Origin of the sequence: Kitasatospora sp. NPDC057940 (assembly GCF_042887425.1) — a bacterium.
GTDB lineage: Bacteria > Actinomycetota > Actinomycetes > Streptomycetales > Streptomycetaceae > Kitasatospora.
This window is the reverse complement of sequence record NZ_JBHVPH010000019.1, coordinates 154,214-171,571: the sequence shown is the minus strand read 5'-3', so window position 1 is coordinate 171,571 and position 17,358 is coordinate 154,214. Positions and strand designations below refer to the sequence as shown.

General features: G+C 72.9%; 13 protein-coding genes. 5 read left to right on the top strand and 8 right to left on the bottom strand.

All coding sequences use genetic code 11. The annotated features are described in order from the left end of the window. Window positions 1-297: 297 nt before the first annotated feature. Window positions 298-1,056: a DeoR/GlpR family DNA-binding transcription regulator gene (locus ACFVTF_RS26205; RefSeq protein WP_363378426.1), complete on the top strand. Its 759-nt coding sequence runs from the start codon at window positions 298-300 to the stop codon at window positions 1,054-1,056. 76 nt (window positions 1,057-1,132) lie between these two features. On the opposite strand, the gene ACFVTF_RS26200 is transcribed toward ACFVTF_RS26205, so the two are convergent. The 8 genes from ACFVTF_RS26200 to ACFVTF_RS26165 form a co-directional block, all read right to left on the bottom strand. Continuing rightward, entirely contained in the window at window positions 1,133-2,068 is a 936-nt protein-coding gene (locus tag ACFVTF_RS26200) for an ABC transporter permease subunit (protein WP_371515519.1), read from the bottom strand. After that, window positions 2,065-3,021, bottom strand: coding sequence for a carbohydrate ABC transporter permease (locus ACFVTF_RS26195; RefSeq protein WP_387816906.1), 957 nt, complete (start codon window positions 3,019-3,021; stop codon window positions 2,065-2,067). Before ACFVTF_RS26195 ends, ACFVTF_RS26200 begins: the two co-directional genes overlap by 4 nt. Before the next feature lie 120 nt (window positions 3,022-3,141). Further along, complete coding sequence (locus tag ACFVTF_RS26190; protein ID WP_387816905.1) at window positions 3,142-4,452, bottom strand: extracellular solute-binding protein; 1,311 nt, start codon at window positions 4,450-4,452, stop codon at window positions 3,142-3,144. Window positions 4,453-4,878: 426 nt separating this feature from the next. Beyond that, window positions 4,879-6,660 carry a beta-galactosidase family protein gene (locus ACFVTF_RS26185; protein ID WP_387816904.1) on the bottom strand — a complete coding sequence of 594 codons (1,782 nt, stop codon included), beginning with the start codon at window positions 6,658-6,660 and terminating at the stop codon, window positions 4,879-4,881. Window positions 6,661-6,710: 50 nt separating this feature from the next. Further along, window positions 6,711-7,571 (bottom strand): ketose-bisphosphate aldolase, encoded by an 861-nt coding sequence (locus tag ACFVTF_RS26180; RefSeq protein ID WP_387816903.1) that lies wholly within the window; start codon window positions 7,569-7,571, stop codon window positions 6,711-6,713. A 25-nt stretch (window positions 7,572-7,596) separates the two neighbouring features. Continuing rightward, entirely contained in the window at window positions 7,597-8,547 is a 951-nt protein-coding gene (locus ACFVTF_RS26175; RefSeq protein ID WP_387816902.1) for a 1-phosphofructokinase family hexose kinase, read from the bottom strand. After that, the gene (locus tag ACFVTF_RS26170; protein WP_387816901.1) at window positions 8,544-9,494 is read right to left on the bottom strand and encodes an ROK family protein; all 951 of its coding nucleotides are present in this window, start codon (window positions 9,492-9,494) and stop codon (window positions 8,544-8,546) included. Before ACFVTF_RS26170 ends, ACFVTF_RS26175 begins: the two co-directional genes overlap by 4 nt. Window positions 9,495-9,553: 59 nt before the next feature. Further along, a complete protein-coding gene (locus ACFVTF_RS26165) occupies window positions 9,554-10,441 on the bottom strand; it encodes an SIS domain-containing protein (RefSeq protein ID WP_363586278.1) in 888 nt (295 codons plus the stop codon). 242 nt (window positions 10,442-10,683) lie between these two features. Between ACFVTF_RS26165 and ACFVTF_RS26160 the strand changes: the two genes are divergently transcribed. From ACFVTF_RS26160 to ACFVTF_RS26145, 4 genes are all read left to right on the top strand, one after another. Next, entirely contained in the window at window positions 10,684-12,939 is a 2,256-nt protein-coding gene (locus ACFVTF_RS26160) for an RICIN domain-containing protein (RefSeq protein ID WP_387816900.1), read from the top strand. Between the two features lie 189 nt (window positions 12,940-13,128). After that, window positions 13,129-14,514 carry a hypothetical protein gene (locus ACFVTF_RS26155; protein WP_387816899.1) on the top strand — a complete coding sequence of 462 codons (1,386 nt, stop codon included), beginning with the start codon at window positions 13,129-13,131 and terminating at the stop codon, window positions 14,512-14,514. A gap of 505 nt (window positions 14,515-15,019) precedes the next feature. Continuing rightward, window positions 15,020-16,075, top strand: a complete 1,056-nt coding sequence (locus ACFVTF_RS26150) for a hypothetical protein (RefSeq protein ID WP_387816898.1) — start codon at window positions 15,020-15,022, stop codon at window positions 16,073-16,075. 296 nt (window positions 16,076-16,371) lie between these two features. Beyond that, a complete protein-coding gene (locus ACFVTF_RS26145) occupies window positions 16,372-17,355 on the top strand; it encodes an NAD-dependent epimerase/dehydratase family protein (RefSeq protein WP_371515529.1) in 984 nt (327 codons plus the stop codon). Window positions 17,356-17,358 lie beyond the last annotated feature (3 nt).

The window sequence follows — 17,358 nt, the reverse complement described above, 5'->3', positions numbered from 1 at the left end:
CCCGGCTCGCTCCCGCCTCCGAGGCCGGCGATCCGGTCGCCCTCGACGGCCAGGCGGCCGCCCTCGACGACGCCGCCGGGCAGGACCAGCCGGGCACCGGCCAGGGACATGCGGTCCGCTCTCACGCGGTCACCTCCGGCGCTGCTCCGGGCAGCCGTAGAACTGAGTGAAGTTGCTTGTTTCATCGCCATGATAGTCAGATTCGAGCGGACGACCAGACCTGCGACCTGCTCGCCGGAATCAGTCCGACCCGGCGCCACCCAGGGGTTTGGCTCAAGACCGGGCTAGAATCGCGTCATGCTCAAAGCTGATCGCGCCACCCGGATCCTCTCGCACGTCACCGAAGCGGGGAGCGCCGATGTGCACGCGCTCGCCGAACTCCTGGACGTCTCGACCGCGACCGTGCGCCGCGATCTCCAGGAGCTCCACGAGCAGGGGCTGCTGCACCGCACCCGGGGCGGCGCGGTGACCGGCTCGGTCAACCTCGAACTGCCGCTGCGCCACCGCGGCGAGAAGCAGCGGGAGGAGAAGCGCCGGATCGCCCTGGCCGCGGCCGAACTCGTGCCGGAGGGGGCGGTGGTGGGCCTCAGCGGCGGCACCACCACCAGCGAGCTCGCCCGGGTGCTCGCCGAGCGCACCGGCATCACCGTCGTCACCAACGCGGTGAACATCGCCGCCGACCTGATCGTCCGCCCCGAGGTGCGTCTCGTGGTGATCGGCGGCATCGCCCGTACGGCCAGCTACGAACTGGTCGGTCCGGCCGCCGACCGGATGCTCTCGCAGTACCACCTGGACATCTCCTTCATCGGGGTCGACGGCCTGACGGCGCAGGAGGGCTGCACCACGCACGACGAGATGGAGGCCCAGACCGACCGGGCGTTCCTGCGCAGCAGCGCGCGCTCGGTCGTGCTGGCCGACAGCACCAAGGTCGGCAAGGTCACCTTCGCCCGGATCTGCCCGCTCTCCGACGTCCACGACCTGGTGACGGACGACGGTCTGACGGACGCGCAGCAGCGGGCCGTCACCGGCTGCGGCGTCCGGGTCCGGCGGGCCTGACCGCCGACGGGCCCCGGGGCGCGGCCTGATCCACCAGCCACGCCCCGGGGCCCGGTTCGGGCCCGGCGGCCCCGGTTCAGGCCTTGACGCCGCCCGCCGTCAGGTCGGTGCGCCAGAACCGCTGCAACAGCAGGAAGGCCACGACCAGCGGGACGACCGAGACCAGCGAGCCCGTGACGACCAGGTTGTACGGGGTGTGGTCCCGCAGGCCGTTCCAGTAGTAGAGGCCGAGGTTGACCGGCCAGAGCTTCTGGTCGGAGAGCGTGACCAGCGGCAGGAAGAAGTTGTTCCAGATGGTGGTGAACTGGAACAGGAAGATGGTCACCAGCGCCGGCGAGAAGATCCGCAGGACCACCGTGAAGAAGATCCGGAACTCCCCCGCGCCGTCCATCCGGGCGGCCTCCAGGATCTCGTCCGGGACGGACGCGGCGGCGTAGATCCGGCTGAGGTAGACGCCGAACGGGCTGACCATGCTGGGCAGCAGCACCGCCCAGACGGTGTTGACCAGATGGGCCTTGGACAGCAGCAGGTAGACCGGCAGGGCGAGGAGCGGCGCGGGGACGAGCACCGCGGCGAGGATCGTGTTGAACACCGCCTCCCGGCCCCGGAACCGGTACTTGGTGAGCGCGTAGCCGGCCATCGCCGCGAGCAGGGTGGCGGCCGCGGCGCCGACGCCCGCGTACAGCACGGTGTTGAGGAGCCAGCGGAAGTAGAGCCCGTTGTTGGCGGTGGCCAGGTCGTGCAGATTGTCGCCGAGGTGGAGGGTGGAGAACCAGAAGCCGCCGCTGCCGAACAGGTCGCTGCTGCTCTTGGTGGAGGCCACCAGCAGCCACCAGGCGGGCAGCAGGAAGTAGGCGGAGAGCACGAACAGGACGGCCGTGCCGAGGACGTTGGGGCGCGGCCTGCGCCCGGGGGCGCCCGGTCGGGCGGGCCCGGCGGGGCGGCGGCGCGCCGGGCGGGCGGTCCCGGGGCCGGCGGTCCCGGGGCGGGGGCGGAGGTCGGCGGTGCTCATGCGGTCACCCGGTTTCCGGTGATGCGCACCGAGAGGCGCAGGAAGGTGAAGGACAGGACGCAGGTGGCCAGGGCCAGCAGGACGGCGATGGCCGCCGCCTTGCCGTAGTCGTTGGTGCCGAACGCCGCGTTGTACGCCGCCATGTTGGGCGTGTAGTCGGCGGAGACGGTCGACGCCAGCGAGTGCAGGACCATCGGCTCGGTGAAGAGCTGGAGGGTGCCGATGATGGAGAAGATCCCGGTGAGCACCAGGGCGGGGGCCACCAGCGGGATCTTGATGTGCCAGGCGGTCCGCCAGGGGCCGGCGCCGTCGAGGTCGGCGGCCTCGTAGAGCTCGCTGGGGATGGCCTGGAGGGCGGAGAGGATGACCAGCATGTTGTAGCCGGTCCAGGTCCAGGTGACGATGTTGGCCATCGACCACAGGACGGTGCCGGAGGAGAGGAAGTCGGCGTCGATGCCGATGTCCCTCAGTCCGGCGACGAGCGGGCTGGTGCCGGGCAGGTAGAGGAACGCCCAGAGGATGGTGGCCACGACGCCCGGGATCGCGTACGGGAGGAAGTAGGCGAGCCGGAAGAACTTCCGCAGCCGGGTGCCCTTGGCGTCGATCAGCAGGGCGAGGCCGAGGGCCAGTCCGAGCATCACCGGGACCTGGACCACGCCGAAGAGCAGCACCCGGCCGACGCCCGCGACGAACGAGCCGTCGCCCAGGGCCGCGGTGTAGTTGTCGAGCCCCGCGAAGACCGTTCTGGCCGGGCCGAAGCCGAGGCCGGAGCGTTCCACGCGGTACAGGCTCTGCCAGAGCGCGTACCCGATGGGCAGCAGGAACAGGACGGTGAACAGCAGGCCGAAGGGGGCCAGGAAGCCGAGGGCCGCGCGGTTGCGGGACGGCGTCCGTCGTGCGGTGGCGGCTTTCGGGGCGGTGCGGCCCGGCGCCGCCGGGGTTGCTGCGCTCATCTGGGGTTCTCTCTCGTGCGGGCGGTGGTCGGTCCCTCGGGCGCGTCGGACGCGTGGGACGTGTCGGACGGGTCGGACGCGCCCGGGCCGGCGGACCGCGCGGGTCCGCCGGCGAGCCGGTCAGCCGGCGGTGACCGTCAGCCCCTTGGACTTCATCGCGTCGACGGTCTTGTTCTGCACCGTGCCCAGCGCCGCCGTCAGGTCGCCGTGGGCGGCGACGGCCGCGCCGAAGGCGTCGGTGAGGTCGCTGGAGGTCTGGGTCATGGTCGGGCCCCAGCTCCACTTGGGGGCCTGCGCCGTCGCCTGCTTGAAGACGTCGAAGATCGGCTGGTTGCCGAAGTAGGCGCTCGGCTTCGCCAGCGCCGGCACCGACGTGCCGCTGGTGGAGGCGGGGTAGATGCCGGCCTTGTCCACGAGGGTGCCGACGGCGGCGGCGTCCGTGCTCATCCAGTTGGCGAAGCTCAGCGCGGCGGCGGTGTTCTTGCAGCCCTTGACCACCGCGGTGGACGAACCGCCGTCGTTGCCGACCGACTTGGCGCCGTCCTGCCACTGCGGCATCGGGGCGACCGCCCACTTGCCGGACGCCTGCGCCGCGTTCTGTTCGAGGATGGAGGAGAACCAGACCGGGCCGGGGTAGGCGGCGAGCGTGCCGTCCTGGAGGTCCTTGTAGAGGTCGGGGCTGAAGCCCTGCTCGGACTTGACCTGGCCCTGGTCGATCAGGCCCTGCCAGTACTTCGCGACCTTGGCGGTGGCCGGGTCGCCCGCGAGCGAGACCTTCCAGCCCTTGCTGTCGGTGCCGAACCAACTGCCGCCGGCCTGGGCGGACATGCCGGCGAACCACCACGGGTCGTCCGGGTTGAACACGCTCAGGTACCCGTTGGGGTTGGCGGCGTGCACCTTGGCGGCGTCGGCGGCGAACTCCTCCCAGGTGGCCTGCGGCTTCAGGCCGTACTGGGCGTACAGGTCGGTGCGGTAGTAGAGCGCCATCGGGCCCACGTCGACCGGGATGCCGTACACCTGGCCGCCGACCTTCACCGCGTTCCAGGCGCCGTCCCCGTACTGCGACTGGTACTGCCCGGCCTCGGCGCTGACGTCCTGGACGGCGCCCTCCACGACGAAGCTGGGCAGCGACTCGTAGCCGACCTGGGCCAGGCAGGGGGCGTTGCCGGCCTTGACGGCCGCGAAGATCTTGGCGTAGCCGCCCTTGCTGCCCGACACGATCTTCTCGAACTTGACCTTGGCGTCCGGGTGGGCCGCGTTGTACTGGGCCACCGCCTCCTCGTAGCCCGGCGCCCAGCCCCAGAACGTGACCTCGGCGGAGCCTGCGCCGCCCGAGGCGCCGTCACCGCCCGATCCGCAGGCCGCGATGCCGGCGAGCAGCGGCAGCGTGGCGGCGGCCAGCAGGCGGGTGCGGATTCGTGTCTTCGCCATGAGGATCTCGTCCTTTACGTGTACTGGCCCTCGGCCATCGCGGCACGGCGTCGGGTGGACGGCGGCTGGCGCGAGCGGGTGCGGTGCGGTGAGGGTGCGGTGCGGTGCGGTGGGGGTGGGGGTGCGGTGGGGGTCGGCAGGGGTGCCCGGGTTCCGGGGGTTCCGGGGCCGGCCGGGGGTGCCGCCGCGCGTCGGCGGCCTCCTCACCGGGCCGGGTCCGGTTCCTGGTCCGGACCCGGTCCGGGCGTCGGTGGTCGCGTGCCCATCGGACCACCTCCTGCTCTATGGTGCGCAGTTCGGATGAGTATTGCTCAATATCGAGCAGGTTCCTAGAGCTTCGGAGCACGAAGCGGTCTCGGTTTCGACACGGCCCGTCGCGCGGAGACCCGGGTGGCGAGCCGGGCGACGGGCCGGGTGCACGGGGTGTCAGCCCAGGTCGGGCCGGGCCACCAGGTGCACGGCGGGTTCGCCGGAGCGGTCGAGTTCGAGGACGGTGATCTCGTTCGTCCCGCTGCGCAGAACCGGCCAGGGCAGGTAGAGCGTGCACTGCGGCCCGCGGTCCCAGTAACGGCCCAACAGGAAGCCGTTGACCCAGACGTAGCCCTTGCCCCAGCCCGGCAGCGCCAGGTAGCCGTCGGCGGGCTCCCCGACCTCGAAGGCGCCGCGGTGGAAGGCCGCGCCGGGGCCGCCGGCCGGAGCGCCGGCCGCGTCCCAGGGGAGCCGGTCCGGTGTCCCGTCGGCCAGCGGCATCGGGTCGGCCGTCCACCCGTGCAGGTACTGCTGGGTGTGCAGGGCCCCGGCGATCCCCTTGCGGTCGCCGATCCCGGCGCCGTAGTTGACCCGACCCATCGACTCGACCAGCAGCTCCAGCCGGGCGCCCCCGCCGGGCACCGGGACGAGCAGGGGCTCGTGCTCGACGTCGCGTTCCAGGGTGGCGAGGTGGGTGCCGTCGACGCTGACGTGGGCCCGGTCGGCGAGCCCCTCGACGGTCAGCGGGTACGCCGCGCGCGGGCCGGGGATGGTGGTCCGGTAGCGGACGAGGCCGTGCGGGAGGCCGAGCTCCTCGAAGGAGGGCGGGACGGCGGAGCGGACCTCGCCGGTGGACAGCTGGTCCACCACGTCCGCCAGCGGCAGGGACCGGTCGAGCTCCACCCGGCCCGCCGGCAGCGTGGCCGGGAGCTCCTCGGGCTCCGGCACCGGGCCGTCCGCGTACGCCGTCAGGACCTCGCGGAAGGCCCGGAACTTGGCCGTGGGGGCGCCCCGTTCGTCCAGCGGGGCGTCGTAGTCGTAGGAGGTGACGGTCGGCTGGTAGCCCCGGCCGGTGCGCGGGTCGGCGGTGTTGGCGCCGGCCCAGGTGCCGAAGTTGGTGCCGCCGTGGGCCATGTAGAGGTTGACGGAGGCCCCGGCCGCCAGGATCTCGCGCAGGGCCTCGGCGGCGTCCTCGGCCGGGCGGGTGGTGTGCGGCTCGCCCCAGTGGTCGAACCAGCCGTTCCAGAACTCCATGCACATCGGCGGGTCCTGGGGGCGGTGGCGGCGCAGTTCGGCGAAGGCCTCGGTGGCGCGGCTGCCGAAGTTGACGGTGGCGAGGTGGCCGGGGAGGGCGCCGCCGGTGAGGAAGAAGTCCTCCGGCCCGTCGGAGGTGCAGAGCGGGACGTCGATGCCGCGGGCGCGCAGGCCGTCGGCGAGGTGGGCGAGGTAGGCCCGGTCGGTGCCGTACGAGCCGTACTCGTTCTCGATCTGGACCATCAGGACGTTGCCGCCGCGGGTGGTCTGGTGCGCCGCCAGGATCGGGATCAGCGTGTCGTACCAGCGGTCGACGTGGGCCAGGAAGCGCGGGTCGCTGGTGCGCAGCGGCAGGCCGCGGCCCGCCGTGCCCGGTTCGGCCAGGAGCCACCAGGGCAGGCCGCCGTTCTCCCATTCGGCGCAGATGTAGGGGCTCGGGCGGACGATCGCGTGCAGTCCGGCGTCCGCGGCGGCCCGCAGGAAGGCCTCCAGGTCGGCGATGCCGGTGAAGTCGTACGCGCCGGGGCGGGGCTCGTGCAGGTTCCAGGGGACGTACGTCTCCACGGTGTTGAGCCCCATCGCCCGCAGCATCCGCAGGTGGCTCGGCCACTGCCCGGGCAGGCTGCGGAAGTAGTGCAGGGCGCCGGAGAGCAGGCGCAGGGGGCGCCCGTCGAGCGTGAACCCGGTCCGGTCGGTCTGGAGCATGAGTGGTCCTCGTGGGGGTGGTTCGGGGGACGGTGTCGGCCGGGGCGCGGTCATCCGGCGGTCCCGGCGACGACGGGCAGGAGCCGGCCGGCGGCCTCGGTGATCGCCCCGCGGCCCGCGGCCAGGTACGCGCGGGGGTCGACGCCCCGCTCGTCCGCCGCCAGGTGGGACCGGACGGCGGTCGTCATGGCGATGCTCAGGGCGGTGCCGATGTTGACCTTGGCTATGCCGCCGTGGACGGCGCGGCGCAGTTCGTCGTCGGGGACCCCGGAGGAGCCGTGCAGGACGAGCGGGACGTCGAGGGCCGCGTGCAGGGCGGCGAGCAGGTCATGGTCGAGCCTGGCGTCGCGGGAGGTCATCGCGTGGGAGCTGCCGACGGCGACGGCGAGGGCGTCGACGCCGGTCTCCTCGACGAAGCGCCGTGCCTCTCCGGGGTCGGTGCGGGCTCCCGGTGCGTGGGCGTCCAGCGGCCCCCGGCCGTCCTTGCCGCCGACCTCGCCGAGTTCGGCCTCCAGCCAGAGCCCGGCGCCGTGCGCCCAGACGGCGGCCTCGCGGGTGGCGGCGACGTTCTCCGCGTAGGGCAGGTGCGCGGCGTCGTACATCACCGAGCTGAACCCGCATTCGGCGGCCTGGCGGAGCAGGACGCCGGTCTTCACGTGGTCCAGGTGCAGCGCGACCGGGACGGTGCTCGGCTCGGCGCAGCGCACGGCGGCCGCGGCGAGCGGGGCCAGCCGCCCGCCGTGGAACCGCACCGCGTTCTCGCTCACCTGGAGGATCACCGCGGTGCCGGCGGTCTCGGCGGCGGAGACGACGGCCTCGACGTGCTCCAAGGTGATGACGTTGAAGGCGGCGACGGCACCGTGCCGGGCCGCGGCCCGGGCGACGAGGCCGCCGGTGGCTGCCAGGGGCATGAACTCTCCTGTCGGGTGGGGCTGTTCAGTCGGAAGGAGCTGAGCCTGCGCAGGGCGCGGCCGGGGTGACCCGGACCACGGGGAGGTGGTCGCGGTAGGCCTGCGGGTCGAACCGGCCGGCGTAGGGGGCCTGGACGGCGGCGGCCGACAGGGCCACCGCGCGGGCCAGCGCCGCCGGCCACGGCGTGCGGTCGGCGAGGGCCGCGGCCAGCGCCGCGACCGCCGCGTCCCCCGCGCCGGTCGGGTTCCCCCGCACGTCGGCGTCCGGGGGCAGGCGGGCCCGCCAGCTGCCGTCCGGGGTGACGGCGAGGAGTCCGTCGGGCCCGAGCGAGGCGACCACCGCCCGGGCGCCGGCGTCGACGAGGGCGTGTGCCGCGCGGAGCGGGTCGGCGATGCCGGTGGCGCGGCGCAGTTCGACCGCGTTCGGCTTGACGGCCGTGGGCCCGGCCGCCAGTGCCCCGGTGAGCGCGGGGCCGTCGGCGTCCAGGACGACCGGCACGCCCTGCGCGTGGGCGAGGCGGACCAGGTCCGCGTAGGCGTCGTCCGGCAGGCCCGGCGGCAGGCTCCCGGACAGCACCAGGGCCCGGGCGGTGGGGAGCAGGCCGCGGACGGCGGTGCGCAGGGCCTCCCAGTCCTCGGCGGAGAGCTCCGGTCCGGGCTCGTTCAGCACGGTGGCGTCGACGGCGTCGACCACGGCGACGGTGCGCCGGGTCGACGTGCCGGCGGCGAGCGGGACGCCCAGGCAGGCGATGCCGGCCCGGTCGAGGTCGGCCCGCAGCACCGCGCCGGTGGGCCCGCCGAGCGGCAGGACGGCGGTGGTGCGCCGGCCGAGGCCGTGCAGCACCCGGGCCACGTTCACGCCCTTGCCGCCGGCCTGTTCGTGGACGGAGGCCACCCGGTGGCTGGTGTGCGGGCGCAGTGCCGGCACGCCGTAGGTGATGTCCAGGGCGGGGTTCGGGGTCACGGTGACGATCACGGCGCCGGGCTCCCTTCCGGGTCCGGGCGGCCGGCCGCCGCGTCCAGGGCGCGCAGTCCGGCGCCCAGGCAGCCGGCCCGGTCGCCGAGCGCGGCGGGTACCAGGCGCGGCGCGACCTGGATCCGGGCGCGGGCGGCCAGCGCGGCGGCCAGCGGGGCGAGCAGCAGGTCGCCGGACTCGGCGAGGCCCCCGCCCAGGACGACCAGCGGCGGGTCCAGCACCAGGACGGCCGTCAGCAGGGCGTCGGCCAGGGCGTCGACCGCCTCCTGCCAGACGGCGCCGGCCGCCCCGTCCCCCTCGGCGGCCAGCCGCGCCACCTCCGGTGCGAGGGCGGGCCGGCCGGTGGCCTCGGTGTAGCGCCGCGCCACGGCGGCGGCCGAGGCGTAGGTCTCGGCGCAGCCCCGGGCCCCGCAGGCGCACGCTTCCCCGCCCGGGCGCACCACGAGGTGGCCGATCTCCCCGGCCCGGTGGTGCGCGCCGGGCAGGGCGCGGCCGCCGGTCATGACGGCGGCGGCGATGCTCGTGCCGACCGGGACGAACAGGAAGCGCTCCTCGCCGCGCCCGGCTCCGAGCCGGGCCTCGGCCACGCCGCCGGCGCGCACGTCGTGGGTGACGGCCACGGGCAGGCCGGTGCGCTCGGCGACGAGCTCCCGGAACGGGACGTCCCGCCAGCCGATCGTGGCGGAGTAGACGCCCGTCCCCGTGGCCTCGTCGACGATGCCGGGGACGGCCAGGCCGACGGCGTCGACCTGCGCGCCCTGCCGCGCGGCCTCCCGCCGTACGTCCGCGACCAGGTCGACGACGGTGGCCACGACGGCCTCCGGTCCCCGTTCGCGCCCGGTGGCGCGCCGCACCTGGTGGCGGACGGCCGCCTCCCGGTCCAGCAGGGCGGCCTTGATGCCGGTGCCGCCGACGTCCACGGCGACGACCAGGTGCTGTCCGGTCATGGGCTGACGCCGGTCGGGCACGGGCTGACGCCGGCCGGTCGTGGGCCGAGGCTGGTCGGTCATGAGTCGGCGAGCACCACGGACCGGGTCAGGTTGCGCGGCTGGTCCGGGTCCAGGCCCTTCGCGGCGGCCAGCGCGGCGGCCAGCCGGTGGACGCGCACCAGTTCCGCGAGCGGGTCGAGCCGGCCCTCGATCCAGCGGGCGCCGGTGCCCCGGACCTGCTCGGCCAGGCCAGCCGGTGCGGCGCCCAGCATCCAGGTGGCGGTGGACGGCGCGGCGATGCTGATCGGGCCGTGCCGGTACTCCATCGCCGGGTACGCCTCGCTCCAGGCGAGCGCGGCCTCGCGCAGCTTGAGGCCGGCCTCGTTCGCCAGCCCGACCGTCCAGCCGGTGCCGAGGAAGGTGAACTGGGTGCAGTCCACCAGGCCTTCGGGCAGCGGCTCCGCCAGGGCCGCCCGGCCGTCGGCCTCCACCGCCTCGGTGTGCAGGCCCAGGTGGGCCCGCAGCAGGGTGAGCGCCGTGGTGGCGAACCTGGTCTGCACCACGGACCGCTCGTCGGCGAAGTCCAGCACGGCGATGTCGTCGGCCGCGGTCATCACCGGCGTCCGCGGGTCGGCGGTGACGGCCGCGGTGCGGACCTTTCCGCGCACCCGCTCCAGCAGGGCCAGGACCTCGGTCGTGGTGCCGGAGCGGGTCAGCGCGATCACGCGGTCGTACGAGCGGACGCCCGGGAACTCGGAGGCGGCGAAGGCGTCCGTGACGCCCTGTCCGCTCGACTCCCGCATGGCGGCGTACGCCTGGCCCATGAACAGCGAGGTCCCGCAGCCGATCACCGCGACCCGTTCACCGGCCTCCGGCAGCGCCGTGCACTCCGCCGCGGCGACTTCCGCGGCACGGCGCCAGCAGTCCGGCTGGCTGGCGATCTCGGCCTCGACATGGGTCGCCATCGGCCACCTCCATTTGATAGTTGCTGATACCTGCTTCTTTCTGGCCAGATTCAAGCATCTTCAAGCACTCCATGGAACCCGTCTGCGCAATTTGTTGCTCAGAGGTGTTGACAGTTGCGCGCAACAGGGCCGGATACTGCATGCCATCGCCGCCCTCGGCGGTCGCGCCCCCAACGACGACCGACGGGCCCGCGAAGCACCGCCCACCCCCGCCCCGACGGTGCAGCACCGAAGGAGACCTCGTGTCCGCCCCACCCCGCAGAGCACTCGCCGCCGTCCTCGCCCCCGCGCTCCTGGCGCTGAGCGCGGGCCTCGCCCCGGCCGCGTCGGCCGCCCCCGAACCGTCAGCCGCCCCGGCCGGCGCCCCGTCGACCGCCCCGTACACCGTGAGCGTCGGCAAGCCGGTCGGCTACGGCCACCCCACCGACACCCCCGCCGTCCCGTACACCGACAAGGACGGCACCTTCTACTTCCAGCAGTCCGCCGCGCTCTACGGCGCGAACGACCCCCGGTACTGGGACTTCTTCACCGGCACGGACTTCGACTCCGCCACCCGGTCGAGCGCGCTCAGCAACGCCGTCAACCCCGCCAACCCCCAGGACCGCAACAACGACACCACCTGGCGCTGCAACAACAGCCCCACCGGCCTGACCTCGACCTCCGCGCCCGCCGGGTCGGGCTACGCCCAGAAGAACTACTGCGACCTCTCCGGCATCTGGGTCGACCCGGACACCGGCGACTGGTACGGGCTGGTGCACAACGAGTTCACCCCGCAACCCTTCGGCGACGGCCTCCACTTCGACGCCATCGACTACGCCGTCTCCAGCGACCAGGGCCGGACGTGGACCATCAAGGACCACGCCATCACCTCGCCCTACAGCACCCGGCGGGGCGACACCGCGGCCTTCCCGAACCAGACCTTCGACTACGGGGACGGCGACCAGCGCCTCTTCGTCGACACCGCCTCCGGCTACTTCTACGTCTTCTACGGCTCGCGCATCGTCGACAAGGGCGGCAGCTGGAAGGCCTTCCACGAACACGTGGCCCGGGCCCCGATCGCCGCCAAGATGGCACCCGGCTCGTGGCAGAAGTGGTACGACGGCGCGTGGTCGCAGCCCGGCACCGGCGGCCAGGAGAGCAACCTGGTGCCCGCCGACTCCGCGCACCCCACCGGCTACACCCCGGTCGCCGACGAGTACGACCCGGCGAACACCGGCACCGTGGCCCAGCAGGTCGCGGCCGGCACGATGCCGCCCACCTCACCGCTGTTCGTCATGGACATCACCTACAACGCCTACCTCGGCCTGTACATCGCCGAGCCGCAGGCCGTCGACCAGAGCGGATCGGCGCCCCAGCAGTACTACGCCACCGCCGACCTCGCCAGCCAGAAGTGGGTGCCGATCGGCGACACCGGCGGCTACCACACCGCGTCCTGGTACCGCTGGTTCCTCGACAGCGCCAACCGCACCAACGGCACCGTCGTCGGCAAGACCTTCCGCTCGTACTGCGCCTTCGGCTGCTCCAACGGCGCGTCCGGCGAGTACGTGGACGTGACGATCAACGGCTCCGCGCCCGCCGCTCCCCCCGTCGACCCCGGCAAGACCTACCGGATCGGCAACGCCGACGGCCGGGTCCTCGCCCAGGTCGCCGGCGGCCCGGCCACCACCTCGCTGGCCGCCGGCACCGGCTCCGACCTGGAGGCCTGGAGCTTCGCCGGCAACGGCGACGGCTCCTACCGGATCACCAACGCCGCCACCGGCCGCCTGCTCGGCGTCGACTCCACCGCCACCGCCGGCCGCGCCTGGGGCGCCCGCCCCACCGCCACCGCCACCGGCCCGGGCGGGCCCACCGTCGGCCAGCAGTGGTTCGTCATCCCCGGGAAGTCCGCCGACGGAACCGCCACCGGCACGTTCAAGCTCGTCAACCGCTACAGCGGACTCGTCCTCGGCCTCTCCTCCACCAGCAGCCGGTCCACCGAGACCACCCCCACCCGCAGTTGGGCCGACACCACCGGCAACCCCGTCGGCGGCACCCGCGGCCCCGGCGAGCAGACCCTCACCCTGACCGCCACCGGCACCGCGCCCAACCCCCCGCTGGACGGCACCCACACCCTGACCGCCGCCGGCAAGGCCCTCGACAACCCCGGCCACTCCACCGCCCAGGGCACCCAGTTGGTCACCTGGGCCCCCAACGGCGGCCCGAACCAGACCTGGGTGCTCACCCGGCAGGCGGACGGCAGCTACCAGATCGCCAACGGCGAGTCGCACCTGTGCATGGACGTCGACGGCGGATCGACCTCCGCCGGCGCCAAGGTGATCCAGTGGGCCTGCACCGGCGGCGGCAACCAGCGCTGGCAGCTCACCCCGGCCGCCGGCGGCTACCGGATCACCTCCCAGAAGAGCGGTCTGCTGCTCACCACCGCGTCCACCACCGACGGCGCCCGGACCACCCAGCAGCCCGACACCGGATCGCCCCTCCAGGTCTGGACCGTCGGCTGACCATCCAGCAGTATCCAACCTCCGTTTCCTCTCGGTCAGTTGGCGAGAATCGGACAGTGCGCGAGCGGGCCCGTTGACCTCCGGTCCGCCGGGCGTTTGGCTCTCCCCAGCCAGTTGCGCGGGCGGTGCCACCCACCAGGGTGGCACCGCCCGCGCCGTCGTCACTCACCAAGGGGAGGACCCCACCTCATGACCACCACACGACCCCGGCGCGTGCTGCTGCGCGGCTGCTGCGCCCTGCTCGCCGCCGTACTGGCCGGCCTCGCCGCACCGGCCGCCGCCGAAGCGCACCCGCGCACGGGCGGGATCATCCGGGTGAGCGTCGGCCTCGACGGCGCGCAGCCGGACGGCGCGTCCGCCGCCCTGGGGCTGAGCGCCGACGGCCGCTACGCCCTGTTCTCCTCCGACGCGACCAACCTGGTGCCCGGCGACACCAACGGGGCGACGGACGTCTTCGTCCGGGACCTGTGCACCGGCCGCACCCAGCGCGTCAGCGTCGGCGCGGACGGCGCCCAGCTCGACGCCCCCACCACCCAGGCGTCGATCAGCGGCGACGGCCGCTTCGTCACGTTCACCACCAAGGCCACCAACGTGCTCCCCGGCCACAAGGCCAACAGCGGCGGGGAGGTCTACCTCCGCGACCTCCGGGACGGCGTCACCGAGCTGATCACCGCCGGCGACCCGGCCGCCACCGACCAGGACGGCCGCAAATCCCGTGACGGGGTGGTCAGTTGGGACGGACGGTTCGTGGCCTTCTCCTCCTCCCGGACCGACCTCGCGCCGGTCGGCAAGTTCAGCAAGGAGAACATCTACGTCACCGACCGCCGGGAGGGCACCACCCGCCTGGTCACCCTCGGGGTGGACGGCAAACCGGGCAACGGCGACTCCTACCTGCCCTCGATCAGCGCCGACGGCCGCGTCATCGGTTTCAAGTCCCGCGCGTACAACCTTCTCCCAGCTCCCGCCCAGACTCCCGCGGCTCCCGAAGACCACGGCGACTCCCCCGCGATCCTCGGGCACGCCTCCTACCCCCTCTACGTGTCCGACCAGCACACCGGGGTGATCAGCGGCGCGAGCACCGACCCCGCCGGCCGACTCGCCAACACCGGCCTGGACGCCACCCTCAGCCCCGACGGGCGGTACGCCGTCTACACCCTCGACGCGCCCGGCGGGCCGATCCTCAACCGCCACCAGGAGCTCTACGCCCGTGACCTGCGCACCGGCACCGTGACCAGGGTGACCACCCCGCTGCCCGGCACCACGACGGTCGGCTCCGCCGGCCGCGGCACCATGTCCTACGACGACCGCTGGGTCTACTTCGTCTCCGACGCCGGCAACCTCGTCCCCGGCGTCGACGGCGGGCAGCAGAACGTGTTCCGCCGCGACCTCGCCACCGGAGCCGTCGAGCTCGCCGGAGCGGCCGAGGACGGCACGGCGAGCACCGGCACCTCGGACAACCCGTACACCGACGCCTCCGGCAGCGCCGTGCTGTTCACCTCCGAGGACGGCACCCTCGTCCCCGGTGACACCAACCACGCCTCGGACGTCTTCCTCCGCCGGCTCCTCGCGCACTGACGGCGGACGGGGCTGTTGCGGGTGCTGACCAGGCGGTTTCCGTCAGCTGCCGGTGAAGGGCGGGATCACCGGTCGTCCCGGCCACGAGAAGCACGATCCGGCGGGGAGGAAACAACGGCAACACCCGTAACAGCACCCGGGCGAAAAGCGCGCCGCCCGGCGCCGCCAGCACATAATCACCACATTCTTACCCCGAATTGTAAGGCCACTGTCAAGGCATCAAGGTGCGCCAGGCCGCAGTGACTTCAGGACACTGTCGAGGATACTGTTTTCATCACCCCTCGGGCGACGGATGCTTGTACGTACAGTCTCCGTTCTTTTGGCACTGCCGTGTTGTCCGCAGGCCAGTCCACGGAGCGTGCAGCAGGACGTGCTGCTCCCGGCGACGACTCGTGAGGTCGATCGTGACAATGAGAAAAGCCTCAGGAAGTCAACAGCCGTAGCTGTGGAGACGGCACCCGAATCAACCGTCCAAGGAATAGTCCGAGACGGAACGAGGGTAAAAGTGAAGGCCCTTCTCTACCACTTCCACGGAATCGATGACTTCGATTTCTCGACCATTTCGCCCGAGGACCTCCCCGAGGTCCAGAAGGCCGCGGAATCCCGTGAGTACGGAATTCTGCCGACCGTCTACCTGCGGCGGGAGAACCTCCCCCGCCTGGTGGAGGTCCTCCAGGAGTACCACCGGCTCGAACAGGCGGACGCGGTTCCCAACATCGCCGGTTTCGCGATCGAGGGCCCGCTGCTGGGACCGCAGGGCGGAATACCCCGGGCCGGACGGTGGTTCCCGTCTGCGAAGGAGTGGGACGTCATCGCGTCCCTCGGCCCGCTCGGCCTGCGCTACATCGTGATGGCGCCCGACGCCATGGCCCTGGACGAGCGCATCGACGCCGGCCCCACCTTCGCCGACCTGCTCACCAGCTTCTACGAGCAGGGGCTCCGGATCGCCGTGGGGCACTTCCACCGGGAGGCGCCCGAACGCAGTGCCGTGCGGCTGCGGGAAGTGCTCGAATTCCTGCACAGCCGCTACGAATCCTCCCCGTACCTGGTCCTGACCGACCATCTGTACAACGACACCCCGCGGAACTTCACACATTCCTGGCGCACGCCGCAGGAACGGGTCAACCGCGACGTCGAACTCCGGCGGGTGCTCGATCCCGACTGGAACGAGACCGACCTCCGGGAACTGCTCGGCCCCGTTTCGGCAGAAATGCTGCGCTCCGCACGCGAGTCCCTCCTGTACCCGTGCATCAACTTCGACGGGTACCACGTCGACCTCGAAATCTGTCGGCGCACCGTCGAATACCTGGGCGTGGACCGCCTCATCGCGCTGACCGACCACACCGAGGTCGCCACGATGGCTCAGGAGCCGCTTTCCCGGAGTGACCACAATCCGCTGTGGCTGCGTGACGACGGCGCCGTGGCGGCGGGGTCGAGCGGTTATGAGCAGCAGCGGCAGAACATTCTCTCCATCGGATTCGACGACGCGGCGGTTCACCGCATGTTCGTCGACAACCCCGTGACCGCGATCGGCTACCGCATCAAGAAGGGCGCCGCGTAAGGGCCTGCAGGGCCGAAAATCAGGAAGACATCGGGAGAGGAACTCACGGCCACCCGGGCGTTGCGCCCCGGCCACTTCCTCGACCGTGTCGTGCGGGCCGGGGACACGGCCGCCGCCACCGCGGCGCTCGCGGTCGTGTCCCCGGCAGCCGCCGGCCCGCGCATCCTCCAGGACGACGTCCGGCTGCGGCGCGGCCACGCGGATCCGCCGGCGTGATCCGGCGGCGTGATCCGGCGGATCCGGATGTGAACCACATCGACGAACCACATTGGCGAACCACGAGAGGGGACCAAGGCATGAGCAAGGTTGTCGTCACGGGCGGCGGCGGGTTCATCGGCTCGCACATCGTCGACCGGTTGTGCGCCCAGGGACACCGCGTCCTGGTGGTGGACGACTTCTCCACCGGCGATCGGGCCAATCTCGCCGAGAGCGAGGCCCGTTGGCCCGAGTTGAGCGTTCTCACGGCCGACGTGGTCGACGAGTCCACCGCGGCCGCGGTGGAGGACTTCGCGCCCGAGGTGCTGCTGCTGCTGGCCGCGCAGTTCAGCGTGAAGGTGTCGATGCGCGATCCCCTGCTGGACGCCCAGGTCAACGTCATCGGCCTGGTCCGGATGCTCGAAGCGGCACGGCGCAGCCGGAGCCGCAAGGTCGTGTTCGCCTCCAGCGGCGGGACGATCTACGGGCCCGCCGGTGAGGACGGGGTGCCCATCAAGGAGTCCACGGGCCGGGTGCCCAGCTCCTTCTACGGGCTGACCAAGTCCGTCGCCGTCGACTATCTGCGCCTCTACCACGAGACCTTCGGCCTGGACTACGTCGCGCTCGCCCTCGGCAATGTCTTCGGCCCCCGCCAGACCCCGTTCGGCGAGGCGGGAGTCGTCTCCATCTTCGCGCAGCGCATGCTCTCCGGGCAGACCTGCGTCATCAACGGGGACGGCCTGCAGACCCGCGACTACGTGCACGTGAGCGACGTGGCCGATGCGTTCGTGCGGGCCATGGACCAGGGGCACGGTCTGATCAACATCGGTAAGGGACAGGAGACTTCGGTCCTGGACATCCATCAGGCGGTCGAGAAGCGGACCGGCCGTTCGCTGCCGCCCCGCTTCGGGCCGGCGCTGGCGGGAGAGGTGCGCCGGGGGTGTCTGGACCCCTCCCGCGCCCAGGCCCAGCTGGGCTGGACCCCCGGGACGACGCTGGAGGACGGGGTCGACTCCGTCGTGTCCTGGCTGACCGCCCGCCCCCTCCAGGCGAAGGACTCCGACGGGGCGGGGCAGACGGGATGAGGC